The organism is Vibrio sp. 1151_11 (assembly GCF_029478525.1).
Classification (GTDB): Bacteria; Pseudomonadota; Gammaproteobacteria; order Enterobacterales; family Vibrionaceae; genus Vibrio; species Vibrio anguillarum.
On record NZ_SHMN01000023.1, the window covers coordinates 15,768 to 38,193 of the forward strand.

The 22,426-nt window shown below is 48.6% G+C and carries 25 protein-coding genes; 10 read left to right on the top strand and 15 right to left on the bottom strand.

The annotated features are described in order from the left end of the window. The first annotated feature begins 25 nt into the window (after nt 1-25). Entirely contained in the window at nt 26-1,420 is a 1,395-nt protein-coding gene (locus EXZ60_RS15200) for a uracil-xanthine permease family protein (protein WP_115339452.1), read from the top strand. Nucleotides 1,421-1,523: 103 nt separating this feature from the next. On the opposite strand, the gene envZ is transcribed toward EXZ60_RS15200, so the two are convergent. The 3 genes from envZ to EXZ60_RS15215 all read right to left on the bottom strand — a co-directional run bounded on the left by envZ (nt 1,524) and on the right by EXZ60_RS15215 (nt 4,766). Further along, a complete protein-coding gene (gene envZ, locus EXZ60_RS15205) occupies nt 1,524-2,828 on the bottom strand; it encodes a two-component system sensor histidine kinase EnvZ (protein WP_013855410.1) in 1,305 nt (434 codons plus the stop codon). Between the two features lie 80 nt (nt 2,829-2,908). Next, nucleotides 2,909-3,628, bottom strand: a complete 720-nt coding sequence (gene ompR / locus EXZ60_RS15210) for a two-component system response regulator OmpR (RefSeq protein WP_010319303.1) — start codon at nt 3,626-3,628, stop codon at nt 2,909-2,911. Between the two features lie 151 nt (nt 3,629-3,779). Further along, on the bottom strand, nt 3,780-4,766 hold the full coding sequence (locus EXZ60_RS15215) for a DUF3187 family protein (RefSeq protein WP_088720727.1): 987 nt from the start codon (nt 4,764-4,766) through the stop codon (nt 3,780-3,782). Between the two features lie 282 nt (nt 4,767-5,048). Here EXZ60_RS15215 and EXZ60_RS15220 point away from each other — a divergent pair, with 282 nt between their 5' ends. Together EXZ60_RS15220 and EXZ60_RS15225 are read left to right on the top strand one after the other, a co-directional pair. Continuing rightward, nucleotides 5,049-5,702: an oxygen-insensitive NAD(P)H-dependent nitroreductase NfsB gene (locus EXZ60_RS15220; RefSeq protein WP_017049380.1), complete on the top strand. Its 654-nt coding sequence runs from the start codon at nt 5,049-5,051 to the stop codon at nt 5,700-5,702. A gap of 3 nt (nt 5,703-5,705) precedes the next feature. Then, on the top strand, nt 5,706-5,996 hold the full coding sequence (locus tag EXZ60_RS15225; RefSeq protein ID WP_277435911.1) for a putative quinol monooxygenase: 291 nt from the start codon (nt 5,706-5,708) through the stop codon (nt 5,994-5,996). A 7-nt stretch (nt 5,997-6,003) separates the two neighbouring features. On the opposite strand, the gene EXZ60_RS15230 is transcribed toward EXZ60_RS15225, so the two are convergent. Together EXZ60_RS15230 and EXZ60_RS15235 are read right to left on the bottom strand one after the other, a co-directional pair. Next, nucleotides 6,004-6,936: a LysR family transcriptional regulator gene (locus tag EXZ60_RS15230; protein WP_013855415.1), complete on the bottom strand. Its 933-nt coding sequence runs from the start codon at nt 6,934-6,936 to the stop codon at nt 6,004-6,006. After that, the gene (locus EXZ60_RS15235; RefSeq protein WP_170889730.1) at nt 6,920-7,684 is read right to left on the bottom strand and encodes a tRNA (adenine(22)-N(1))-methyltransferase TrmK; all 765 of its coding nucleotides are present in this window, start codon (nt 7,682-7,684) and stop codon (nt 6,920-6,922) included. The genes EXZ60_RS15230 and EXZ60_RS15235 overlap by 17 nt, the downstream gene beginning before the upstream one ends. Nucleotides 7,685-7,865: 181 nt before the next feature. Here EXZ60_RS15235 and EXZ60_RS15240 point away from each other — a divergent pair, with 181 nt between their 5' ends. Both EXZ60_RS15240 and EXZ60_RS15245 read left to right on the top strand, forming a co-directional pair. Continuing rightward, complete coding sequence (locus EXZ60_RS15240; protein WP_017048724.1) at nt 7,866-8,216, top strand: GlpM family protein; 351 nt, start codon at nt 7,866-7,868, stop codon at nt 8,214-8,216. 117 nt (nt 8,217-8,333) lie between these two features. Then, nucleotides 8,334-9,374 carry an AbrB family transcriptional regulator gene (locus tag EXZ60_RS15245; RefSeq protein ID WP_277435912.1) on the top strand — a complete coding sequence of 347 codons (1,041 nt, stop codon included), beginning with the start codon at nt 8,334-8,336 and terminating at the stop codon, nt 9,372-9,374. A 48-nt stretch (nt 9,375-9,422) separates the two neighbouring features. Here the strand turns inward: EXZ60_RS15245 and greB are convergent, their stop codons facing one another. Continuing rightward, a complete protein-coding gene (greB, locus tag EXZ60_RS15250; RefSeq protein ID WP_010319306.1) occupies nt 9,423-9,905 on the bottom strand; it encodes a transcription elongation factor GreB in 483 nt (160 codons plus the stop codon). A gap of 343 nt (nt 9,906-10,248) precedes the next feature. Between greB and EXZ60_RS15255 the strand changes: the two genes are divergently transcribed. Continuing rightward, nucleotides 10,249-12,579: a Tex family protein gene (locus EXZ60_RS15255; protein ID WP_277435913.1), complete on the top strand. Its 2,331-nt coding sequence runs from the start codon at nt 10,249-10,251 to the stop codon at nt 12,577-12,579. A gap of 149 nt (nt 12,580-12,728) precedes the next feature. Here EXZ60_RS15255 and EXZ60_RS15260 read toward each other — a convergent pair whose 3' ends face one another. Next, entirely contained in the window at nt 12,729-13,199 is a 471-nt protein-coding gene (locus tag EXZ60_RS15260; RefSeq protein WP_026027513.1) for a hypothetical protein, read from the bottom strand. Nucleotides 13,200-13,464: 265 nt separating this feature from the next. Further along, nucleotides 13,465-14,229, bottom strand: a complete 765-nt coding sequence (gene bioH / locus EXZ60_RS15265) for a pimeloyl-ACP methyl ester esterase BioH (RefSeq protein WP_038148688.1) — start codon at nt 14,227-14,229, stop codon at nt 13,465-13,467. A 146-nt stretch (nt 14,230-14,375) separates the two neighbouring features. On the opposite strand from bioH, the gene EXZ60_RS15270 reads away from it, so the two are divergent. The 4 genes from EXZ60_RS15270 (at nt 14,376) to cysQ (ending at nt 17,317) form a co-directional block, all read left to right on the top strand. Beyond that, nucleotides 14,376-15,077, top strand: a complete 702-nt coding sequence (locus tag EXZ60_RS15270) for an amidophosphoribosyltransferase (RefSeq protein ID WP_013855424.1) — start codon at nt 14,376-14,378, stop codon at nt 15,075-15,077. Between the two features lie 99 nt (nt 15,078-15,176). Further along, nucleotides 15,177-15,764, top strand: coding sequence for a Fe-S biogenesis protein NfuA (gene nfuA, locus EXZ60_RS15275; RefSeq protein ID WP_013855425.1), 588 nt, complete (start codon nt 15,177-15,179; stop codon nt 15,762-15,764). Between the two features lie 155 nt (nt 15,765-15,919). Continuing rightward, nucleotides 15,920-16,465 (top strand): ADP compounds hydrolase NudE, encoded by a 546-nt coding sequence (nudE, locus tag EXZ60_RS15280; protein ID WP_013855426.1) that lies wholly within the window; start codon nt 15,920-15,922, stop codon nt 16,463-16,465. Nucleotides 16,466-16,489: 24 nt separating this feature from the next. Continuing rightward, nucleotides 16,490-17,317, top strand: a complete 828-nt coding sequence (gene cysQ / locus EXZ60_RS15285) for a 3'(2'),5'-bisphosphate nucleotidase CysQ (protein ID WP_010319313.1) — start codon at nt 16,490-16,492, stop codon at nt 17,315-17,317. 79 nt (nt 17,318-17,396) lie between these two features. Here the strand turns inward: cysQ and EXZ60_RS15290 are convergent, their stop codons facing one another. The 7 genes from EXZ60_RS15290 to gspH are packed head-to-tail and all read right to left on the bottom strand — an operon-like array spanning nt 17,397 to nt 22,410. Then, entirely contained in the window at nt 17,397-18,155 is a 759-nt protein-coding gene (locus EXZ60_RS15290; RefSeq protein WP_019281047.1) for a type II secretion system protein N, read from the bottom strand. Then, complete coding sequence (locus tag EXZ60_RS15295; protein ID WP_013855429.1) at nt 18,152-18,649, bottom strand: type II secretion system protein M; 498 nt, start codon at nt 18,647-18,649, stop codon at nt 18,152-18,154. Before EXZ60_RS15295 ends, EXZ60_RS15290 begins: the two co-directional genes overlap by 4 nt. A gap of 10 nt (nt 18,650-18,659) precedes the next feature. Then, entirely contained in the window at nt 18,660-19,871 is a 1,212-nt protein-coding gene (gene gspL, locus EXZ60_RS15300) for a type II secretion system protein GspL (protein WP_017043522.1), read from the bottom strand. Continuing rightward, the gene (gene gspK, locus EXZ60_RS15305; protein WP_017048718.1) at nt 19,840-20,859 is read right to left on the bottom strand and encodes a type II secretion system minor pseudopilin GspK; all 1,020 of its coding nucleotides are present in this window, start codon (nt 20,857-20,859) and stop codon (nt 19,840-19,842) included. Before gspK ends, gspL begins: the two co-directional genes overlap by 32 nt. Next, nucleotides 20,846-21,499, bottom strand: coding sequence for a type II secretion system minor pseudopilin GspJ (gene gspJ / locus EXZ60_RS15310; protein ID WP_017043520.1), 654 nt, complete (start codon nt 21,497-21,499; stop codon nt 20,846-20,848). Before gspJ ends, gspK begins: the two co-directional genes overlap by 14 nt. Continuing rightward, the gene (gene gspI / locus EXZ60_RS15315) at nt 21,486-21,848 is read right to left on the bottom strand and encodes a type II secretion system minor pseudopilin GspI (RefSeq protein WP_017045697.1); all 363 of its coding nucleotides are present in this window, start codon (nt 21,846-21,848) and stop codon (nt 21,486-21,488) included. The genes gspJ and gspI overlap by 14 nt, the downstream gene beginning before the upstream one ends. Continuing rightward, the gene (gene gspH / locus EXZ60_RS15320) at nt 21,832-22,410 is read right to left on the bottom strand and encodes a type II secretion system minor pseudopilin GspH (protein WP_277435914.1); all 579 of its coding nucleotides are present in this window, start codon (nt 22,408-22,410) and stop codon (nt 21,832-21,834) included. Before gspH ends, gspI begins: the two co-directional genes overlap by 17 nt. Nucleotides 22,411-22,426: the final 16 nt, after the last annotated feature.

Consider the following 22,426-nt stretch of genomic DNA (forward strand, 5'->3'; position numbering starts at 1 on the left):
AATAACGCACCATTAGGAAAACAGTATGACTATCCACAACGCTTCGCGTAAGTCTGATTTGGTTTATCAACTCAACGATAGGCCACCGCTACCCCAAACCATTTTCGCCGCTTTACAACATTTGCTAGCCATGTTTGTTGCGGTCATCACCCCTTCGCTTATTATTTGCCAAACACTTGGTGTTTCTGCCGAACAGACCAACACCATCATCAGCATGTCGCTGTTTGCATCTGGCTTATCCTCCTTTATCCAGATCCGCACCATTGGCCCAATTGGCTCCGGTTTACTTTCTATCCAAGGCACCAGTTTTAACTTTCTTGGGCCAATTATTGGCGCAGGCTTGTCATTAAAAGCGGGTGGTGCAGATATCAGCACTATGATGGCGGCGATCTTTGGCACCATTTTAGTCGCTTCTTTTGCTGAAATCCTATTATCACGAGTGCTGCAATACGCGCGCCGCGTGATCACGCCGCTGGTGTCAGGCATTGTGGTCACCCTGATAGGCTTAACACTGGTACAAGTTGGTTTAGTTTCTATGGGTGGCGGCTATGCTGCGCTCAGCGATGGCACTTTTGGCAGCTTAGACAAACTGGCATTGGCGGGAACCGTGCTTGGGCTTATCGTGTTGCTCAACCGCTCAAGTAACCCATACATTCGCGTAGCATCTATTGTGATTGCGATGTTCATCGGTTACATCATGGCCTACTTGATGGGGATGGTGAACACTGATTCACTGAGTGAAACTGCCCTGATTGCCCTACCAATACCGATGCAGTTTGGTTTAGGTTTTGATTGGTCACTCTTTATTCCTCTGGTACTGATTTTCTTGATCACCGCATTGGAAGCGATTGGTGATATCACCGCCACTTCTGAAGTGTCGGGCGAGCCCGTCAAAGGGCCGATTTACATGAAGCGCATTAAAGGTGGTGTGCTGGCTGATGGTTTGAACTCAGCGCTGGCGGCGGTCTTTAACAGTTTTCCCAACTCGACCTTTAGCCAAAACAATGGCGTAATTATGCTCACCGGGGTTGCCAGCCGTTATGTGGGTTACTTTATTTCCGCCATGCTGGTGTTGCTCGGCCTGTTCCCAGGCGTGGCAAGCTTTGTACAATTGATTCCTGAACCGGTACTTGGCGGTGCAACCATCGTCATGTTCGGCACCATTGCCGCCGCGGGTGTGCGTATTATTTCCCGTGTGGATCTCGACCGCCGCGCGATTTTAATCATGGCGCTGTCGTTTTCGATGGGGTTAGGCATTGCGCAAAAGCCAGAGATTCTGCAATTTATGCCCGAGTTCATTAAGAGCATTTTTTCATCCGGCGTAGCGGCTGGCGGTATCACCGCCATTTTGCTCAACTTGCTACTGCCAGAAAAATTGCCACGCGAAGAAGAAGAACTCGAAGAGCTCAAAACCAACTGATTGCATGGATGGGCCCAAAAACGTCGGTCAGCAGCCGAAAAGACATAAACCGCAAACACAATGGGCTCAACGGAGACCATTGTGTTATTTAGTGAATAAGCCCCTATTTGGTCGGGAAGCTCAGTTGCGCTTTGAGCCCACCTTCACTGCGGTTACTCACCACAACGCTGCCATGATGCTGGCTAACAATCCGTTTCACTATCGCCAAACCAAGTCCTGTGCCTTCACTGCCGCGCGCGGTATCACCACGCGTAAAAGGTTCAAACACTTTACTCACTTGGCTAGGATCAATACCCGGACCATTATCCTCCACACAAACCCAAGCCATTTTGTTATCTGCGGTACTGCCCGTACTCACCTTAACCCAACCATTACCATAACGAATGGCGTTCACCACTAAGTTGCTCACTGCGCGTTTAATGGCGATCGCATTGCCAAAGGCTGGCTGCATTGGTAAATGCAGCGCGACATCGATTTTGATCTCATAGCCCCCTTCGGCAGTGGCGACATCATTAGCTATCTCATTGAGATCAACGGCGGTAAAGGTCTGTTTATTGACGGGTTTAAGGTAGTCCATAAACTGACTGATGATCTCGTTACACTCTTCCGTATCACTGATGATCCCTTCGGCGAGATAACTCTCTTCTGGAGACATCATTTCCGTGGCTAAGCGAATGCGGGTCAGCGGCGTGCGTAAGTCGTGGCTGATCCCCGCCATCAATAATGAGCGATCCTCTTCAAGCGCTTGGATCCCTTTCGACATTTGATTAAACGCCAACGTCACCGCGCGAATTTCAGAAGCGCCTTTGAGCGGCAATGGTGGCGGGTTCTCGCCTCGGCCAACGGCTTTGGCGGCTTTTTCTAAGGCAATTAAAGGACGATTTTGCAGACGAATAAACAGCCATCCCCCCAAGACAATCAGTAACGCCATCACCAAACTATTGTGAAATAGTGGCGCAAAATCCTCTTTTTGCAACTCAGAGAGAGGGATGCGTATTAATGACCCCGGAAAAGAGTCCACTTTCATCCATAAAATATAACTCTCTTTACCCAAAATCATCCGCACATCGGTCGGCGAGCCGAGCTCATTGCTCATCTCCTCGCTCATCAAATCAATGCTGATGGCATCGTGATACTCTTGGGCCATCTCACTCTCTTCACTATGAATGGTGACGCCCAACTGTTCTAACACTCGGCGGCGCTGTAAGGCGTCCATTCCCAGCTTCGATGTATTGTTCGCCGCATCATCCAGCATTAGGTTGATCTCATGGCCCAAAATCTTATTGAACTGCTGCAAACTGGGCATCAAAGCATAGTTAAATACGGCGTAATAAGAATACACTTGGCTGGCGATCAGCAATGAAAAGAAGAGCAAAATCGATTGAGTAAAGGAACTGCGAATGCGCATAGGAAAACCCGCTATGAACGTACTATCAAAAAGGTGACAAAAAAGCTCCTGTGGGTTAACCGACAGGAGCTGATTGAAATTTAAGACTCTTTACCATCTGGAACGAAGACGTAACCTAAGCCCCACACCGTTTGTATGTAGCGTGGTTTGCTTGGATCCACTTCAAGCATGCGACGTAAACGCGAGATTTGCACATCAATCGAGCGCTCCATTGCGGAGTATTCACGCCCTCTTGCCATATTCATCAACTTATCGCGCGACATCGGCTCACGCGCATTGGTGACTAAGGTCTTCAATACGGCAAATTCACCGGAAGTGAGCGGCATTGGCTCATCACCACGGAACATTTCGCGGGTACCTAAATTCAAGCGAAACTCACCAAACTCAACCACCGACTCTTCAGCACTTGGCGCGCCGGGGGCTTCAATCACTTGGCGACGCAGCACGGCTTTGATTCGCGCCAGTAGTTCACGCGGGTTAAACGGTTTGGGCAGGTAATCATCCGCACCCACCTCCAAGCCAACAATACGATCCACTTCGTCGCCTTTAGCGGTCAGCATTAAAATCGGCAACATATTATTGGCGTTACGCAAGCGGCGGCAAATAGACAAACCATCTTCACCCGGTAACATCAAATCAAGCACCATTAAGTGGAAGTTTTCACGAGTGAGCAGGCGATCCATCTGTTCGCTATTGGCGACACTACGCACCAGAAAACCTTGCTCTGACAAGTAACGCTCAAGCAATGCACGTAAACGCGCATCATCATCCACCACTAAAATTTTATAGTTTTCTTGCATCTGAGATCCCACCTAATTCTGAGCTTCAGCCAATATCAAACCGAGCGAGTAAAATGTAACACCGTTGCGGCTAAAATCATGCAAAGAATTGTTAACGTTTATGTCTTTTGTCGCGCTTCGTTGTTAGACACTAAGCGGATAACATCGTTTGTCAGTTCGGCTCTTTATCAAAGCGGCCAAAACGATAGCGATAGCCTAAACCAAAGGCAATATCGGTGCTGTTGTTGGCATTAAACATATTTTCGACCGCAGTAACTTCAATCGCTGAATGGCTCATTTGATAACGATACCCCAAAATAAACTCGGTCGATGGTTTAGAAAAGTCATCCTCGCCCGTTGAAAGGCCTTGATAGAATGAGACCTGCCCAATCAGATAATGGCGTTCTAACCACTGATATCGATAACTGGTACCCATCGACCAAGTGCTCGAATGATACTGGGTTTGGCCTGGTACATTGGTCGGGTTGCGAAAGGTGATAGCCAACAGGGTATCAAGTGCATGCTTACCTCTTCGGTAGCCATAATTAAGCTGCACCGCTTGTTCAAACTCAGACAGGTTGAATATTCCATGGTGTGGATCGTTGTAATAGAGTGAAACTCCCAATGACAAACCGTGATGAGGCTTATCCACCAGCTGGTACTGTAAATAGCTGGTCAACGCACGACTCAATGTCTCGCCTCGGAACGCTTCCTGATCAATGCCGTACTCTGGCATTTGAATGATGAAGCGATCGTTATCGACATCCTCACGCCCATTTTGATCAATGCCAAACCAGTCATGAAAAGCAAGTGTTAAGCCATCTAAATGATTATTGGCAGCAAAGTTCCAACGATAATTAAGCTCAGCCTGCCACTTCGAAGTGAGCTGCCATTTACCACCCATTGCAAGCTGATTCTGGTAATAATCCAAACTATAGTGGGGAGTGATCGCCCAAATGCTGGCGATAGTCGCGCTGGTGTAGAGCTCCACTTCTTCCTCTTGCATCGAAAAGCCGGAGCGAAGTTGTGCAGAAAGGCTATTGGTATGCAGTGGCGATTGCACATAGCTTTGCGCAGGCCCGTAGTCAATGTCCGCCCACGCCGAGGGGATGGGAAGAGAAAAGAGAATAAACCAACAAATGCACTTACACTCCGTCATGCATACTCTCCGGCCAAAGCAACCTTTTGAATATATTAGACAATCATTAACGCTTAGTGAGTGACCATATCCCTTAATGATGATCTACCGTACACATTAAGTGTATGCGCTAATTCAGAAATATCATGAGATAGTGCTAACTTTTTCCGCAAGCTAGGGCGTTTTCAAATTCGGATTATCAAATTTTTTTTGAAAATGAATTAAGTAAGAGGCGGTTTCTTGTTTGGACTCAGTCCGTTATCTTAGCGCCATCTCGAATGTTATCTTCCCTAGGAGGGAAAAATGAATATTGTTCAAGCATCGCAAGCGCGCTATTCCACCAAAGCGTTTGACACCAACCGTAAACTGACTGAACAGCAAGTCGCTGATATTAAAGAACTGGTACGCATGAGCGCCTCTAGCGTCAATTCGCAGCCTTGGCATTTTATTTTGGCGGCTAGCGAGGAAGGCAAAACGCGTATCGCCAAAGCGGCGCAAGGTCAATTTTCCTTTAACGAACGCAAAATTTTGGATGCGTCTCACGTGATGGTGTTTTGCGCCAAAACCGATATTGATGATCACTACTTATTGACGCTGCTGGAAAACGAAGAGAAAGATGGCCGCTTTGCCAATGAAGAAGCCAAAACAGGCATGCACGGCGGACGCAGCTATTTTGTTAACTTGCATCGAGAAACGCTCAATGACGCCGAACACTGGATGCAAAAACAAGTTTATTTAAATGTTGGAACACTGCTGCTCGGAGCGGCTGCGATGGGCATTGATGCTGTCCCCATTGAAGGGTTTGATGCCGAGGTGCTCAACCAAGAGTTTGGCCTGACTGAAAAAGGGTTCACCAGCTTAGTGATTGTACCGCTCGGTTACCACAGCGAAGAAGATTTCAACGCCAAGCTGCCGAAATCTCGCTGGCCAGAGCAAACCGTCTTTACTGAGTTATAAGCCATGATCCACTTATTAGCCGAAATCAAAGCCCTTCCCGACTCAATAGAGCGAGTGCAAGCTATGCTTGAAGCGCTGCTTGAACCGAGCCGCAACGAAACAGGCTGCTGCCAATATGAGCTCTATCGTGATAACTCGATTGACGGGTTATTCTTGATGCAGGAGATTTGGTGCTCAGAGGAGAGCTTGCAACAACACCTGCAGAGTGCGCATTTTCAGCACTTTCAACAACAGCTTAGCGAGCAAGAGGCATTGGAATACCTACAAATCCGCCCGCTAACGTTTGTTGGCTAATGCGGGATTAACTCTCACGCTGTTTGATGGCTGTCAGTACCGCTTGTCGTTGCTGGCAGCCTTTTCCACGAATAAATTCCTGAAAAGCGCGAATGGTTGGGGTGATCAAACGTCGATCTGCGCACACGATATAAATTGGCACTGGCCCACTTTCCCATTGCGGTAAAATGCGTACTAAGCGCCCATCAATAATATCCTGACTGATATCCATTAATGACTTATTGGCAATGCCTTTGCCTTTAACAGCCAATCGATGTACCACGTCACCATCGTTGCATGCGGGGTTTCCTTGCACTACCACACTCTGCGTTTCGCCCTCTCGGCTCAAAACCCACTTATTATGCAGCGTGTCGGCCAGCATATAACAAAGACAATTGTGATGTTGCAGGTCGTCAGGATGGAGGATAGGTGGATGCGTTGCCAAATATTCTGGCGAGGCGCACAACACGCGCTCGTTTGATTCACACAGCGGCATTGCAACCAAATTGGAATCAGCAGGATGGCCATAACGAATCGCAATATCCATCGGGTGAGCATACATATCCGCTAAGCGATCAGAGAGATCCAGTTTAACGATGACGTTCGGGTGCAAGGCAATAAATTCATCGATCCAATCCAGCAGTAAATTGCGCCCCAAATCCGAAGGGGCACTGAGGTGTAGCTTCCCCGCTAGTTGACCGCGCGCGCATGCTATCTGATCGAGCCCTTCTTGTAACGTGGCAAGGGCTGTCTGAGTTTTGGCGAGGAAAATCTCCCCCTCTTGGGTTAAGCGCATATGACGTGTCGAGCGGACAAAGAGCGGAAACTGCACCTGCTCTTCTAAGCGGCGAATGGCGGCACTGACCGCGGCCGTGGTCAGCGATACGCTGTTGGCCGCCTTAGAAAAACTGCCTTGGCGTGCGGTTTCGACAAACAAGTTCAGATCATTGAGTGCTTTCATATTCTCCGCCTATTGGGCTATTTCCATCGCTAAAATTTCCACGACAAGTGATATTAATCGGCTGATAGGCTTGCCAACACTTTTGCGCGCTAACATCACCGCCTTGCGCTTTACGCTGATAATGCTGTTGCAATTGCGTCAGATAACGCTGGGCAATCATTTTTTGCTCATCATTGGCCACTTGCCAGATCGATTCACCGACCAAACTAAGGGGGGGTAATTTTGGTTCTTTGCCTCGTACTGCAAGCGGATTAATCTGCACGTTCAGCAGCTCGTAGATACGCCGATTCTCTTCCACCAGTTGTTCCTGTTGTAATCTCGCGCCCAGTGTCATCAACTGTTCACGTAAGGTGTAGCCGTGATGCACAGGACAAAGCAGAAAATCGAACGAGCGATGCGGATAACGCTCAACCAGCGCGGCAATGAATTCACTCATTAAATCACCGCCAACCCCAGCGATGATCAGTAGATGCGAGCCAGAATGGCTATCAAGCGGCAAATCGCGCACATCCAGGCAATGTGTACGCCAGCGCGGTAACGCCGCCGTTGCAGGGAAATAGCGCGTTAAATCGAGCGTCACCTTTTCAATCAACGCTGGCACAATATCAACAAAATGCACCACACTATTTGGACAGCGCTTCAGTAATGCCGCGCCAAGCAAACCGTGATCGCAGCAGCAATCCCAAATATGATCGTAGTGGCGGTTGATCTGCTGTACTAACTGCGTGAGCCGTTTTCCTAATTTCATCTTTGCCCAACCAAGCCGCATGATACAACACGCCGCCGAATAAAAAGAGTGGCGGCCATTTTACTTGGATTTGAAGAAATGTTGCATAGAAAATAACAAACCCATCAATGAACATTTCTAGTTAACCTGTCAGTGATTTATAGTGAGCAACACTTAATCTATTCTGATAAAAGGAAATGTCATGGCAGCTCTGTTTTTCAAGTGCCTGCTTGGTGCGCTTGCCGTGTTGATCATCGCCCTGCTCTCTAAAAGCAAAAGCTTTTTTATTGCTGGTCTTGTACCGCTGTTTCCTACCTTCGCTCTGATTGCGCATTACATTGTAGGCACCGAACGCACGATGGAAGACCTGCGCACCACCGCGTTGTTTGGCCTTTACTCGCTTATCCCGTATGCGGCATATCTGTTGGCAGTATACTACTTCAGTTATTGGCTACCTCTCACCAGCACACTGGTATGTGCCACTTTGGTGTGGTTGGCATTCGCTGCATTATTGTTAGTAAGCTGGACACGTTTAAACCCTGCGATGGCCTAAATCATCATCCCCCGACGGTCATATCGATACGGGAGAAAGCCAAACGCAAGCACTACAACGTGAAGTGCTAGAGGAGCGATGGCATTTACGCTGCACAATTTATTAAGGAAAGGCATAATGTTCGAAAGAGCTTCTTTTACTCTGTTTATTCACATTGTGGTGATCGCAGCTGTTGCGGCGAGTGTGGGAAGCCTGCTCGCCATTCCGCTTTCTGAAATGTTTATTGCCGCAGCTTTGGTCATTGTGCTGCATAAAAAACGCCTCTTATCCATTCGCGTTCCTAACGGGTTATTGTTGACGGTGCAAATTGTGCTCGGCATCAGCGTTGGGGCGACCATCAGTTTAAGTCAATTGGGCGAAACCTTAAACCTACCGGTGATTATCGGTTTGGTTTGCTGCTTAAGCTTGCAGATCGCCAGCAGCTTTCTTTGGCTCCGCAAAAGAGAAGGTTGGTCACCGTTTGAATCTCTACTCGGTGCGGTACCGGGCGCGATGGCAGCGATTTTGGTGATCAGCGAATCAAGCCAGACACCTTCAACCAAAGTGGTTTATTCGCACTCGGTGCGCTTGATGATCCTCACTTTACTGGCTCTTTTTATCTCCAATAGCACGCCCGACGTTGCCCCCGTTGAGAGCAGTTTGACGATTTACGCATGGTTGATTTTCTTTGCGCTTGCGCTGCTTAGTCTACTGCTGGGCAAAGGCTCGACCTTGCTCGGCATTCCTGCGCCCTATATGTTGGCGGCACTGCTGGTCACGGCCAGTTTCAATAGTTTTTCGACAGGCATTGCGCTACAACTTCCAACATGGATGGTGGTATTCGCCACCGCACTGCTGGGCATTTTGATTGGCGCACGCCTTGCCGATACCACATTGCGCGAAGCCATGGCTTATTCGCGCGCGGGTGTGATGGTTACACTGATTGGTCTGCTGGTCGCCGTCGCCGTGTCTGGCTTGTTTGCGTTACTGCTGGATAAATCTTGGGTGGTATTACTTTTAGCTTGGGTCCCCGGCAGCGTAGAAGCGATGACCGCCGTCGCCCTACTGCAGGGCATGGAACCCGCGTTTGTGATGATCAACCACGCCCTACGGCTACTGCTGCTCTACTCGCTACCCGCCGTGTTGAAAAAGCCGTTAGAGGCGTTGCGAAGCAAGTGAGATGAGAAAAATGAGCGACCGAGGAATATTTTGAACCGAATACTCCGTTCACTGCCCTTTTTCATACTCAATCGAGTTAATAAACCACTCTTTGATACCGGTGGGTGTGGGCACTTGCACCTCGTCATCAACCTCTTTTTTCAGCAGAGCACGCGCCATCGGTGAATCGATGGAGATGTAATCTTTCGCGTCACCGTAAATCTCTTCTGGGCCCACAATGCGAAAGCGCTTTACATCACCCGCTTCATTTTCAATTTCCACCCAAGCACCGAAAAACACTTTCCCCTCTTGTTGAGGCGAATAATCAACTATCGTCACTTCCGGTAAAAATTTTCTCAAAAAACGAATTCGGCGATCAATTTGGCGCAGTAAACGCTTATTAAAGGTGTAGTCTGCGTTTTCAGAGCGATCCCCGAGGCCAGCAGCCCAAGTGACTATTTTGGTAATTTCTGGCCGTTTTTCATGCCAAAGATGGTCATGCTCTGCCTTTAATTTATTGTAGCCCTCACGGGTAATCAGTTTGGTCTTCAAGATCTTTTCCCATTACACACTGCCGCACATTCAAGGTAGCCGCGGGTTATACATTCATCACGATGGCTTGCTACTATACTGTCATTTTCGCTCGGCACCAACTGACTGAGCTTATCTTTAGCCACCAAACTCATCTTCGGTTTTAGCGCTGCCAACGCTGAAAAATGACATCAAAATCACACGCGTTACGTGACCTCTTTGGCACAATCGGGTAGAAGGTTATCTCACTAATCTCATAACAGCGCGCCGTTAGACTAGAAATAAGTCTAACGTGCCCCAATAGTTACCCTATTCAAACCACCCTGAGTGGTGGTGCTACTGAACTACAAAAGAGAAACCACGGATGAGCCAAGCTATCTGCAAATTGATCGCACAAGAGCTAAATGTGCGTCTTGAGCAAGTGACAGCAACTGTCACACTTATTGATGACGGAAACACCGTTCCTTTTATCGCCCGTTACCGTAAAGAGGTCACGGGTGGGCTAGACGACACCCAACTGCGTACCTTAGACAGCCGTTTATCCTATCTGCGCGAGCTCGATGATCGCCGCCAAACCATTCTGAAATCGATTCAAGAACAAGGCAAACTCACCGCCGAGCTGGCACAAGAGATCAACCAAGCGGATAGTAAAACTCGCCTTGAAGATCTCTATTTACCCTACAAGCCTAAGCGTCGCACTAAAGGACAAATTGCGATTGAAGCAGGGCTTGAACCCCTGGCAGACAAGCTGTGGAATGAAGCGCAAACCGACCCTGAAACCGAGGCCGCACACTATGTGAACACCGAGAAAGGGATCAGTGATATCAAAGCAGCACTGGACGGTGCACGCGCCATTATCATGGAACGCATTGCTGAAGATGCCAACCTGCTGGACAAAATACGCCGCCATTTGACGCGCAGTGCCGAATTGGTCTCTCGCGTGGTCGAAGGCAAAGAGCAAGCTGGGGAGAAATTTAAAGATTACTTCGCGCATAATGAAACACTCAGTAAAGTGCCTTCACACCGCGCATTGGCCATGCTTCGCGGCCGCAATGAAGGCTTTTTAAGCTTGAGCATGAATGCCGACCCAGAGCAAGAAGAGGGCGTGCGCCAATCGTATTGCGAAACACTGATTGCACAACACTATGGCATTCACTTAAGCAGCGCCCCTGCCGATGGGTGGCGCAAACAAGTGATCAGTTGGGCGTGGCGCATTAAAGTGTCAATGCACATGGAAACCGAACTGATGGGCGCAATGAAAGAGCGTGCCGAAATCGAAGCGATTGAAGTGTTTGCCACCAACTTAAAAGATTTGTTGATGGCCGCACCGGCTGGCCCACGCGCCACTCTCGGCTTGGATCCTGGTTTGCGAACGGGTTCGAAAATTGCGGTAGTGGACGCCACGGGTAAGGTACTGGCGACCGAGACGATTTATCCGCATCAGCCGCATAACCAACATGACAAATCAGCGAAAATTGTTGAACAGTTGGTACGCCAATTTAAGGTTGATTTGATTGCGATTGGTAACGGTACCGCATCGCGCGAAACCGATACTTTTGTCGCCGATGTCATTAAGCGCGGCAACCTGAAAGTGCAGAAAATCATTGTCAGCGAAGCAGGGGCCTCGGTCTACTCAGCCTCTGAACTGGCGGCCAAAGAGTTCCCCAATATGGATGTGTCGCTACGCGGCGCGGTGTCGATTGCTCGCCGCCTGCAAGACCCACTTGCCGAGCTGGTGAAAATCGATCCGAAATCGATCGGTGTGGGCCAATACCAACACGATGTCAGCCAGTCGATGCTCGCCAAACGCTTAGATGCGATTGTTGAAGACTGCGTCAACGCAGTGGGCGTGGATGTGAATACCGCCTCTGCCGCGCTGTTAACACGCGTGGCTGGCTTGTCTAACGCACTGGCGCAAAACATCGTTGATTATCGTGATGAAAATGGACGCTTCGCCTCACGCGCTACACTGAAAAAAGTCGCGCGCTTAGGGCCAAAAGCATTTGAGCAATGTGCGGGCTTCTTACGCATTATGGATGGTAAAAATCCACTCGATGCCTCTTCGGTTCACCCAGAAGCGTATCCCGTGGTGAAAGCCATCGCCGAAAAAAACAGCAAAGAGATCAAAGCACTGATCGGCAATAGTGAGTTTTTGCGCAATTTACACGCCGTCGATTATACCGACGAGCATTTCGGCCTGCCGACTGTCACTGACATCATCAAAGAGCTCGATAAACCGGGCCGCGATCCACGCCCTGAGTTTAAGACCGCGACCTTTGCTGACGGCGTGACTGAAATGAAAGATCTGGAAATTGGGATGATTTTGGAAGGCGTGGTATCGAACGTGGCCAACTTTGGTGCTTTTGTTGATATTGGCGTTCACCAAGATGGCTTAGTGCATATCTCTGCGCTGACCGATCGTTTCATTGCCGACCCGCGTGAAGTGGTGAAAGCAGGCGACATCGTCAAAGTCAAAGTGATGGAAGTCGATGTGCAGCGAAAACGCATTGCACTCTCGATGCGCTTAAACGATGAGCCGGGGCAAGATAACCGCAGCCAACGCTCTGGCGCAACAAGTGGCAACACGCGTTCGCATCAAAACAGTGGCCAACCGCAACGCCGTCGTGAAGAGCCACAACAAAACGCTGCGATGGGTGGAGCTTTCGCCGCCGCCTTTGCTAAAGCGAAAAAATAGCGGCGATGCATAACTTACTGGATAAACGAATCACAGTGAAAAGCACCTAACCGCGTCGCTCATATCAGAGCCGCAAAAAACACAAATCCCCACTGCGGCCAACGCCTAAGTGGGGATTTTATTTATCGCGATAAGTCGCATTCATCGACCTACAACACCGCAATCACTTCAGAAGGCGTATTGGGTGCAACCGCGTGACCATAATAGTACTTAATTACAGTTCGCCGGCGCGCCATTTTGCCTTCGGTTATCGCAGCATCAATAATGTGTTTAGGTAACCTAAAACGCATCGTATAGCTTTTACCTTGATCCTTGCTGTAGGTGGCGAGAGCGAGCAAGTCAAACAGCCTTTCGAGCTCGCTTTTCTGCTCCTCTTGATAAGAAGTCGATGTTTCGTATTCGGTGCCAACCTCATAGCTTGGATGCTCTGAAGGGTCCCATGACGACTGTTTTCGTCTTTTATCATCCGCCTTTACCTTACGCTCAGCGTTGGTTTTAGCCAGTTCGACGGTTGGCATCACAGGGGCGCGGATCCGATTGTCACGCGCGGCCTGTTCCGTTTGCACATTAACCGATGGGGCGATAAGTGGCACACTTACGTTCGTTGGTGACACCATCATAGCCGAAACCTCCTCAGTATCGCCCGCCCCGATAGACCTGCTTTCGCTCAGCACTACTGGGTTAGACTTTATATCGACCAGATTGCTCAAACTTTTAGCAAATTTATTTTTAATTTAACATTTGCACCCAACGACTTGACGTTTCAGGATGCTACAGATAAAGACAGCAAACGGGCGAATCCCCATGAGAGAGCAACGATGTGATTGAGGTGAGCCAACACAGCTGTAGCTTTAAGTAGAAAGACATTGCATGGGTATCAATGCCTTAACGTGCAAAGGCGATGAGCTGCTGGCAAAAATCGTCCAGTTCAGTGATGAACGGTGCGTGGGAGGAATTGCCAAAAATGTACTGCTCGCTATTGGGCAAGGTTTTTTGCAACTCTTGCGCCACCTTAACCGGCACCAAACCATCAAGCCGACCATATAGACGAAGCATGGGAATCGAGAGTGCTGTCAACGGCTGGCGCAAATCCACCTCCGCCAACATGACCAAACCCGCTAACAATGATTGTGGGTTCGGCGCGGGCCGTGATAACACCGCTTGTTTTAGGTATTTGACATCTTGCTTTGCCTGAGGGCTGCCCATCGCTTGCAGCGCCATAAAGCGCTCAACAGTAGCCTGAAAATCGTCCATTAACTGTTCAGTAAAGGCACTGAGCACTTGAGGGAGAATGCCACGCCACGGTTTCTGTGCCGCAAATTTGGGAGAGCTCGCCACAGTGACCAATTTGCTCACATAACTTGGGTGATGCAGTGCCATATGAGTCGCCACTAACCCACCCAAAGACCAACCGACCCAAATGGCTTGTTTAGGCGCTTGCATGATTAGCGCTTGCGCGATCTCTTCTAGATCAGCGGCGTGGCTAGCAGCGCTGTGACCATAACCAGGCAAATCAACCACGTGCACACGAAAATGTCCTTTAAGCACATCGACCGCTTGCTGCCATACTGCACCATTCATCCCCCAACCGTGCACCAAGACAAGATCATCGCCCTCGCCTGAGGCTTGCCAATATAACGCTGTGGCCATGCTCACAAATTCCCCCACTAAATTCACACTTCTTCGCTGAAAAAATACCGATCATACACTCACTCACTTGAAATCACGGTCAACACAAAGACTGATTCAAGTTGCAAGAGTATAACCATACTTCGTTTCACAGCTTTGGTTGAGTTATGTTATCGCATTGGGTTCAAAAAACCATCACTCGCTTGGTAAGCCGTCAGTGTCTACTGTGTCGTTTACCGATTGAAACTCACCAAACTGGGGCTTGGTGTAAGACCTGCCTAACCTATTTTTCACCGCAACCTCGCTGCCAACAGTGCGGCCTGCCAACGCTTATTACCGTGCCTCAATGTGGGCAATGTTTAGCGAATCCTCCGCCTTGGCAACGCCTATACTGTGTCGGCGACTATATTTTTCCGCTCAGTCACACCATTCATCAACTCAAATATGAAGGTCAATTTTGGCAATCTCGCCATTTGAGTGCCTTACTGACGCCACGTATCGACACTCCCGCCCCGCTCATCACTAGCGTTCCGTTGCACTGGCAACGGCGCTTAAAACGCGGCTTCAATCAAAGTGCGCTACTTGCCTCTCAATTAAGTCAACAGCTGGGGGCTAGCTGCGATAACCAGTTGATCAAACGCAATCGCGCAACGCCCCAGCAGCAAGGTCTTTCTAAATTACAGCGCAAACAAAATCTCAAACATGCATTCACACTACGGCACCTTCCCACGCACAAGCACATTGCACTTGTTGACGATGTAGTGACCACGGGCAGCACCGTGCAGCAAATCTGTCAATTACTGCTTGAAGTCGGTGTCGAAAGGATTGATATTTACTGCATATGCCGCACTCCTGAACCTAAAGATTAACCAACACGGTTTTATTTAGCGCGTAAAAAGGACTGGATCCGCCGTGTTTCAGGAGTAGAATGGCAAGTAATAACCTATAAATTTACTCAGGTATTCGTCGTGTCAAATTCTATTATTATTACCGAAACAGCCCAAACCCATTTCGGCAAGTTGCTTGGGCAACAGCCTGATGGTACTAACATCCGAGTTTTTGTAGTCAATCCAGGCACTCAAAATGCAGAGTGTGGCGTCTCTTACTGCCCACCCGAGGCAGTGGAAGCGACTGATACTGAAATTGCCTTTGAAGGTTTTTCTGCGTATGTCGATGAACTGAGCTTGCCGTTTTTAGAAGACGCAGAGATCGATTTCGTCACTGATAAAATGGGTTCACAACTGACACTTAAAGCTCCGAATGCGAAGATGCGTAAAGTGTCTGATGACGCAAGCCTGATTGAACGTGTGGAATATGCGATTCAAACTCAAGTCAACCCGCAGTTAGCTGGCCATGGTGGCCATGTCAGCTTGGTTGAAATCACCGAAGATGGTATTGCGATTGTCGCCTTTGGTGGCGGCTGTAACGGTTGTTCAATGGTCGATGTCACCCTCAAAGAAGGCATTGAAAAAGAACTGCTTCAACAATTTGAAGGCGAATTAACCGCGGTGCGCGATGCTACTGAACACGATCGTGGTGAGCACTCTTACTACTAGTGACTCGCTAAATACGTGGATTACAGAAAAACGAAGCCGAGATGAGATTCTCGGCTTTTTTATACTTAAAATCATTTGCCGCGCTCAAGTCCTTTTCAATTAAGGTCATTTTCTCATATAGTTAGAAAAGTCATTTGCCTTACGGGAATTAGTGTATGCCAACCAGAAAACTGCCCGAAATTTTAGCCCAAAGAACGGCAGCTCAATCGACCCTGTTTACCATCGAATCATTAGATTTACGCTTTTCTAACGGCGAACAGCGCACCTATGAACGAATGAAACCGAGCGGCCGGCATGCAGTTATGATGGTGCCAGTAACGGCACAAGGAGATTTACTGCTGGTTCGAGAGTATGCCGCTGGCACTGAACGCTATGAGCTCGGATTCCCTAAAGGTTTGATTGACCAAGGAGAAAGTCCGCAACAAGCAGCAAATCGTGAACTCAAAGAAGAAATTGGTTTTGGCGCAAGCACCTTAACCCCCTTAAAAGAGGTGGTACTTGCCCCCTCTTACTTTTCGAGCAAAATGACACTCTTCTTAGCACAAGATCTATACTCAGAAGTAATGGAAGGCGATGAACCCGAACCTTTAGAGGTCATTCGCTGGCCTCTGGCCCAAGCAGAAGAGCTACTGACTCACCTCGATTTCTGTGAAGCCCGAAGTATTACCGCACTACTGCTTGCTCTGCGCAGCCTAAAATAACAAAGTAGAGCTATAGGATTGATGATGCCAACAGCCAATAATTTATCTTACTTACTGCCTGACGTAATTGAAATCGCTCGCTCTGCCGGGCAATTGATTCTCGATATTTATGAGAAGAAAAACTACGAAGCGTTCACCAAAAGTGACCACACCCCAGTCACCAGTGCTGATCTTGCTGCGCATAAACTGATCTGCGAACGACTGAGTGAACTCACGCCAGATATTCCTGTTTTGTCGGAAGAGGCGGCGGACATTAGCCTAGAAAAACGCAGCCAATGGCAGCGATACTGGTTGGTTGACCCGCTTGATGGTACGCAAGAGTTTATTGCGCGCAGTGGTGACTTTGCCACCATTATCGCACTGATCGAAGAAAACCAACCAGTAATGGGCGTCGTCTATGGGCCCGTTTCTGGCGTGACCTACTACGCCTACGCAGGCAAAGGCGCATGGAAGATCCCCGATATGTCTGAAAGCTTGCGTATTGAAACACACAAGCACGAAACCGTTGGGCAATCCATCGCGATTGCGATCAGTCGCCGCCAAGATATTAACCGTATTACAAGTTGCATGAGCAGCGCATGGAATTATGAGCTAGTGCCGCTGGGCTCGGCAGCGCTGAAAGCGTGTTTAGTCGCGGAAGGTGCTGTCGACTGCTATTTGCGTCTCGGCCCAACCGGTGAATGGGATACCGCCGCCACGCAATGCATCGTAGAAGAGGCGGGTGGACGCATCCTTAACACGCAACTGCAACCGCTGTCCTACAATGAGCGTGAAACGTTAGAAAACCCCAACTTTATTGTATTAGGGGATGCCGATTTGCCTTGGAATACCATTTTACAAGTCAAACCATAACGCCATTACCAATAAAAATGCTGAGCAATAGACTCAGCATTTTTATTGGGGTATGAAATGATTACGGTAAAAAAACCAATCAAAGCTGGCCTTGATAATTAAACTGATATTTACCTTGGTTGTCTGGCGCTCCAATCCACTGTAATTGCTCCGCCATTTCGGGTGGGAATTGCGCTTCAGGTTTAAACCATGCTTTCGCACTGTAACTCATGTCTGGTTGCAGCTGCAGGGCAAACTCACTGCTCATTTGATCACTGTTTTGCTGGCCGTTCAATGTCATCTGATTGCTTTGACATTGCAGATCTGCGACTACCGGACCAAGCGAGAGCTCTCCTAAAGGTGAGTCAACTCGGCCATGAGTCCACGCAAGTGAGCCTTCGGCAGATTCACACCACGGGCTATCATAGCGGTAATGGTTCAGGGACAACTCGACTTGCCCCTGAAAAGTCACTGGTACAGGCAGCGGAAACAGCGTCGCTAATTTATTAGCCGCGACAGAAACCACAACCTTGTCCGCATAAGGGCCAGAAAACCCCAGACCAAGATTGCCTTTGCCACGAACTCCCATATCACTACCACGTCCAAAGCGTACCGCCACTTCAAACTTGGCCATCAGCAGTTGCGATACTTGGATGTCCCAGCTGAGATCGCCGACATTTTGCCCTTGCCAAAAGAGTTGTTGAGCACTACCAGACCACACCGTACCGTCAACACCAGTGACACGCATGACTTCGGAAGAGGAGAGTTGATTCATCACCAAGGAGGCAGGAATATGCGCGACCACACTGATGAGAAAAACCATTACAAGGAACCCGCTATAGAGCAATTTCTTTTTCACTCACCACCTCGCTTCAGTTGTAAGCGTTTTACTTCGACAACGCCACTTTGCTGAGCACGATTGATGTCCATAAACTCGACATCGACACCTTGCTGCTCTTTTAGAAAGGCAAGCCAATCCACCAATTTAGAGAAAGGAAGTGGTTGTATCCAAACCTGCATCATTTCATCACGCGGTTGAATACGAATAAGCTCAATTTGAAAACGCTGCACACTTGATGAGATGACTTGATTGAGCGGTTGCGTCGTTGCCACCCCACCACCTTGTGCGCGCAATTGAGTAATGGCATCGGCCTTATCCGTCACCCAATTAAGCAATTGTCTTTCACTGATAATCCGGGCTTGCGCAAGCTCGGTTTTCTGATTAAGTGGCGCTAAAATGCCCCAATAAATGATCGCAACCACACACAGCGACACACCACCTAACAGTAATTTCTGTTCACGAGGGGAAAAGGCCGCCCATCGTTGTTGAAGTGCACTCAGGCTATTTTTCATGTCACTAACCTCACTGGCTTTTCAGTATGAAGGTACCATTAACTACAGAACCCGAGCGGTTTAACTGCCCTTGCTCAACCACAAACTGCTTTTCCAATTTAAGGCGCGCTTGTTCAAAGCTTTCAAAATCATTACTTTGAACTTCAAGGCGAATCTCACCCCGATTGCCATCATATTTAACACTTTGCAACTGCATGTTCGGTACGCTGCCGACACTGCTGGGCAGCTTGGACAACCACTCCAACATCGAACCGTTGGCTTCGCCGCCAGAGAGTCGAGCCGCTTCATCATTCATCAGTCTTTTCAGGTAACTGATGGTGGGTATTTTCTGTTTATCAGGGAAAACCGCGCGAAAAACACGTTCACTCTCCGCTCGATAAGCATCGGCTTGCGCTTCGTAGTGCCCAGCTTGCAAAAGATGGTGGCTGGTTGAAATTACAATCAACACCGCGGCCGCTAATGCGCATTTTTGCCATACTTGCCAATGCTTCAAAAACGAGGACTTGGTTTTAAAACTTCCCGTCAGTAAAGTCACTTTGCTCGCTATCGCTTGCTGAGTCAGCAGCGCCATGACTAAATGAGGCTCGGCCTGTTGCCAATGTTGTCCTTCAGCCAGTGTCAGCTCAGGGAGCGGGGTATACGCCTCAAGTGGTAAATAGTGCCCATCTTGCTTGACCCACTCTGCAGCACTAAACAGCGTTAACCACTGCGGTTCAATGCTCACCCCTAAATACTCACCTTTACGGATTAACCATTCTTGGCCGATCTGCAGTGCCGACAACCCCTCTGATGCAGGGATAGCCAACACATCCGGTAATACCTTTTTCACGTCAAAACCCGCGGCTTTGAGCTCATCTAAGCGGGTACGCAACCAAGCACGATCCACCCCGACAACGTAAGCAGTGGAAGCGGTTTTATGCAAAATTGAAAAATGCAGCTCATCCACATCTTGTGCGATCTCATCTTCGATTAGATAAGGTAACATTGACTCTAAGCGACGAGCCGCCCCTGATGGAATCGCGACCTCAGTGAGAACTAAATCACTGGCAGCGAGCAGCACAATCGTGGCGCGTTCAGCCGCATAGCTAGAGAGCTGAGATAGCTGCTCCCATCCGGATATTTCACCGCTGGCAATCACTTCTTGCTGCTGTGTTGACCACACCAGCCAAGGTATTTCAGCGTCTTGTTGACTACTCAGCCGAACGGTCAGAAACTCGCTCACTGATCCCTCCAAAGCGACGGCGTATGACCGTTGCGGTTTCTCTATTATCACTAAACAATAAACTGCGAATACGAACTCGCGAGTCATCAACCAAGATTTGAGCATCCAGTTCAAAATAAGCACTATCGACAGCTAGGTACTGTTTCGCTTCTTCTTTCACTTTGCTCTCCACAGCAGCCAATGCGGCCTCTGCGAGAAAATTGTCTACCGAAGCCCAACCATCAAATGGTCGGCTCTCGAGTAAGTTTTTTGCATCCCCTTCACTTAAGTGCGGGCTGAACATCGCCACCAATAACTTGGCATGATCGGGTTCCAAGGTATTGATATTCAAACGCCAATCATCAGTGGGGAGAGTACAGATATAAGGCGCTATTTTATTCATTACATCACCGCTCACCTGCTGAACCGCGCGCAACTCACTGTTATCCGCAAGTAAACTATTCGCCGCCAGATAAGCAGGAGACATTGATTCATACTGGCTGTCTTCTACGCCATAAGAGGACTGCACATCTGAATCGCCATCAATATACTCCCAAGCCGAATCGGCAATCACTTCGGCTTGATAGCTGTCGACCTCAAGCTCTTCCAATAACCGTTGCAACACTTGCACTAAATAGGGTTTTTCGACACTCCCTGCCGCAGGTCTGGCTCTCGAGAGTACATTCAGGTTAAAACAAGCCTGTTTATCAAGGATGCGTCCTTTCAGAGTGCCGTAATCCAATGGATACGTTTGCTCTTTCATCGCCCAAGGTTGACTTAAGTTAATCGTTTCGTTGTCTTTGTAGCTCTGCTCGATAGCGACTTTGGCTAAAGCTTCACTACCCACACTATACCAATAGGCTTGCTGGTAACTAATTTGATTATTCGCTCTTTGAAACTGTGTGAATAAACGTTCAGACATGGTTGCGGCAATCGACACCATAATCGCCAACAACAGCAAGATAACGATTAACGCCACACCGCGTTGGGCTCGATTAGGGTGCGCCATTATTATCAGCCTCTTTATTGGTCGAATTGATGCCACCACCAGCAGTAAGGTAGATACGCTCAATCTCGCCATAATCTTTCAGCGCCAATTTCACGGCCACCGCCTGTGGGATTTTCAAGGCATCACTCCACTCTTCACTCCATTTATCTTGGTTATAAAAGCGCAGCGATAGTGACTCAACATCATGTAACAATGGCGTGATGATCCCTTCTTGCCCTGCAGGAGTATCAGGATAACGCCACCATATACGCTCTAACACGCCCTCTTTAATTCGGTAGCCGACCTTAGTGACTTCCCCGCGTGGAAATTGCTGCTGTGGGTTATGCCAACCTAATCGTGCAAACAGCACTCCTTTTTGATCGGAGTCGAGCAAGTACTCTTTCCAAATCAGCATCTGTTGACTTGGCTCTTCACCATTGGTGCGAAATTGACGCGTTGCCATCTGCCGAAAATCGCCATCCATTAACACCATGGCGCGCTGCAATTCGTTCAAACGTTGGCTACGTTGGGCTGAAATCTCATTACTGCGCTGGACTTGGTTCAATACTTGGTAAGCACCAACGCTCAAACTAGCGAAAATCGCAATCGCCACCAGCACTTCAATCAGGGTAAAGCCTTTGCTTTGTTTATTTGGCGACATAACTTCTCACTGTCACCAAAGGTGATCCTTCTTTTTCACTAGCCACGCTAACATCAAAAGCTTTCAATAAATTATCCGCAGTGGGTACTAAAGTGACTTTCCAATACCAGGTTCGACCCGCCAATACTTCACTGCCATTTTTCGCTTGTACGTTTTGAGGAGTAAGCATCACTTGCGCCATCTGGTTATCGACCACCATGGCGGCAAACGCTTTTTCTTCCAAATAACTCACGGTATTGATGTGTTGGCTGACCGAACGGATCACACTGATGGAAGCGGTGGCAAAAATAGCCAGCGCCACCAAGACTTCTAACAGCGTCATCGCTTTTTGTTTACCCATCGATCGCATCTCCCGGAGCGAACAGCGTGATTTCCCCGTTTTCTTTCACTACCACTCGCCAGCCTTGCTCTGTATCTTGCTGATTAAGATGGATGCTCAGGATAAAAGGGGTCAGCTCACCACTCGATAAAATAAACACTTGTGGTGGTAGCTGCTTTTTCTGTTCGTTTTCATCAGCAAACTTATCGTCATCAAACAGACTGCCCGGTTTGAAGAGTCGATCATCGTTTTTCCATGCACTTCCTCCCAGCTCAAACTGGAGAGATAACCCCTCAGGCAGTTGGAGCTGTGAAGCCATTTTCTTGCTCTCTAGCGGCTGCCATCCCTTATCCTCCATCGATAGGAAAACCAGATGCGATTTTTTTTCATCGACCCGCAAACCAAAATCTTTGCCACTGAGAATGGCTTCTTCATTACTCAGTTGTAGACGCTGATAAAGGCTCATCGCGTACTGTTTCGCATCATCGTTGTTCGTGCTAGGTAGCGTCGATATAACGGCCACAGCACTGAGCGAGAGCAGCACGAGCACCAGCAGTATTTCGAGTAGGGTAAAACCGCGTTGAGATAGCATCAGATAAATGGGGCGG

What these genes read in the sequence shown, in the direction of transcription:
- ompR (WP_010319303.1), bottom strand. Translation starts at nt 3,628, where the DNA reads ATGCAAGAAAACTATAAAATTTTAGTGGTGGATGATGATGCGCGTTTA.
- gspK (WP_017048718.1), bottom strand. Translation starts at nt 20,859, where the DNA reads ATGGCGCACCCTAATCGAGCCCAACGCGGTGTGGCGTTAATCGTTATC.
- bioH (WP_038148688.1), bottom strand. Translation starts at nt 14,229, where the DNA reads ATGGCCACAGCGTTATATTGGCAAGCCTCAGGCGAGGGCGATGATCTT.
- gspJ (WP_017043520.1), bottom strand. Translation starts at nt 21,499, where the DNA reads ATGTCGCCAAATAAACAAAGCAAAGGCTTTACCCTGATTGAAGTGCTG.
- EXZ60_RS15235 (WP_170889730.1), bottom strand. Translation starts at nt 7,684, where the DNA reads ATGAAATTAGGAAAACGGCTCACGCAGTTAGTACAGCAGATCAACCGC.
- EXZ60_RS15230 (WP_013855415.1), bottom strand. Translation starts at nt 6,936, where the DNA reads ATGAAAGCACTCAATGATCTGAACTTGTTTGTCGAAACCGCACGCCAA.
- EXZ60_RS15215 (WP_088720727.1), bottom strand. Translation starts at nt 4,766, where the DNA reads ATGACGGAGTGTAAGTGCATTTGTTGGTTTATTCTCTTTTCTCTTCCC.
- nudE (WP_013855426.1), top strand. Translation starts at nt 15,920, where the DNA reads ATGCCAACCAGAAAACTGCCCGAAATTTTAGCCCAAAGAACGGCAGCT.
- gspI (WP_017045697.1), bottom strand. Translation starts at nt 21,848, where the DNA reads ATGCGATCGATGGGTAAACAAAAAGCGATGACGCTGTTAGAAGTCTTG.
- EXZ60_RS15260 (WP_026027513.1), bottom strand. Translation starts at nt 13,199, where the DNA reads ATGATGGTGTCACCAACGAACGTAAGTGTGCCACTTATCGCCCCATCG.
- cysQ (WP_010319313.1), top strand. Translation starts at nt 16,490, where the DNA reads ATGCCAACAGCCAATAATTTATCTTACTTACTGCCTGACGTAATTGAA.
- EXZ60_RS15245 (WP_277435912.1), top strand. Translation starts at nt 8,334, where the DNA reads ATGTTCGAAAGAGCTTCTTTTACTCTGTTTATTCACATTGTGGTGATC.
- EXZ60_RS15220 (WP_017049380.1), top strand. Translation starts at nt 5,049, where the DNA reads ATGAATATTGTTCAAGCATCGCAAGCGCGCTATTCCACCAAAGCGTTT.
- gspH (WP_277435914.1), bottom strand. Translation starts at nt 22,410, where the DNA reads ATGCTATCTCAACGCGGTTTTACCCTACTCGAAATACTGCTGGTGCTC.
- EXZ60_RS15225 (WP_277435911.1), top strand. Translation starts at nt 5,706, where the DNA reads ATGATCCACTTATTAGCCGAAATCAAAGCCCTTCCCGACTCAATAGAG.
- envZ (WP_013855410.1), bottom strand. Translation starts at nt 2,828, where the DNA reads ATGCGCATTCGCAGTTCCTTTACTCAATCGATTTTGCTCTTCTTTTCA.
- EXZ60_RS15200 (WP_115339452.1), top strand. Translation starts at nt 26, where the DNA reads ATGACTATCCACAACGCTTCGCGTAAGTCTGATTTGGTTTATCAACTC.
- EXZ60_RS15295 (WP_013855429.1), bottom strand. Translation starts at nt 18,649, where the DNA reads ATGAAAAATAGCCTGAGTGCACTTCAACAACGATGGGCGGCCTTTTCC.
- EXZ60_RS15270 (WP_013855424.1), top strand. Translation starts at nt 14,376, where the DNA reads ATGTTATCGCATTGGGTTCAAAAAACCATCACTCGCTTGGTAAGCCGT.
- EXZ60_RS15255 (WP_277435913.1), top strand. Translation starts at nt 10,249, where the DNA reads ATGAGCCAAGCTATCTGCAAATTGATCGCACAAGAGCTAAATGTGCGT.
- EXZ60_RS15240 (WP_017048724.1), top strand. Translation starts at nt 7,866, where the DNA reads ATGGCAGCTCTGTTTTTCAAGTGCCTGCTTGGTGCGCTTGCCGTGTTG.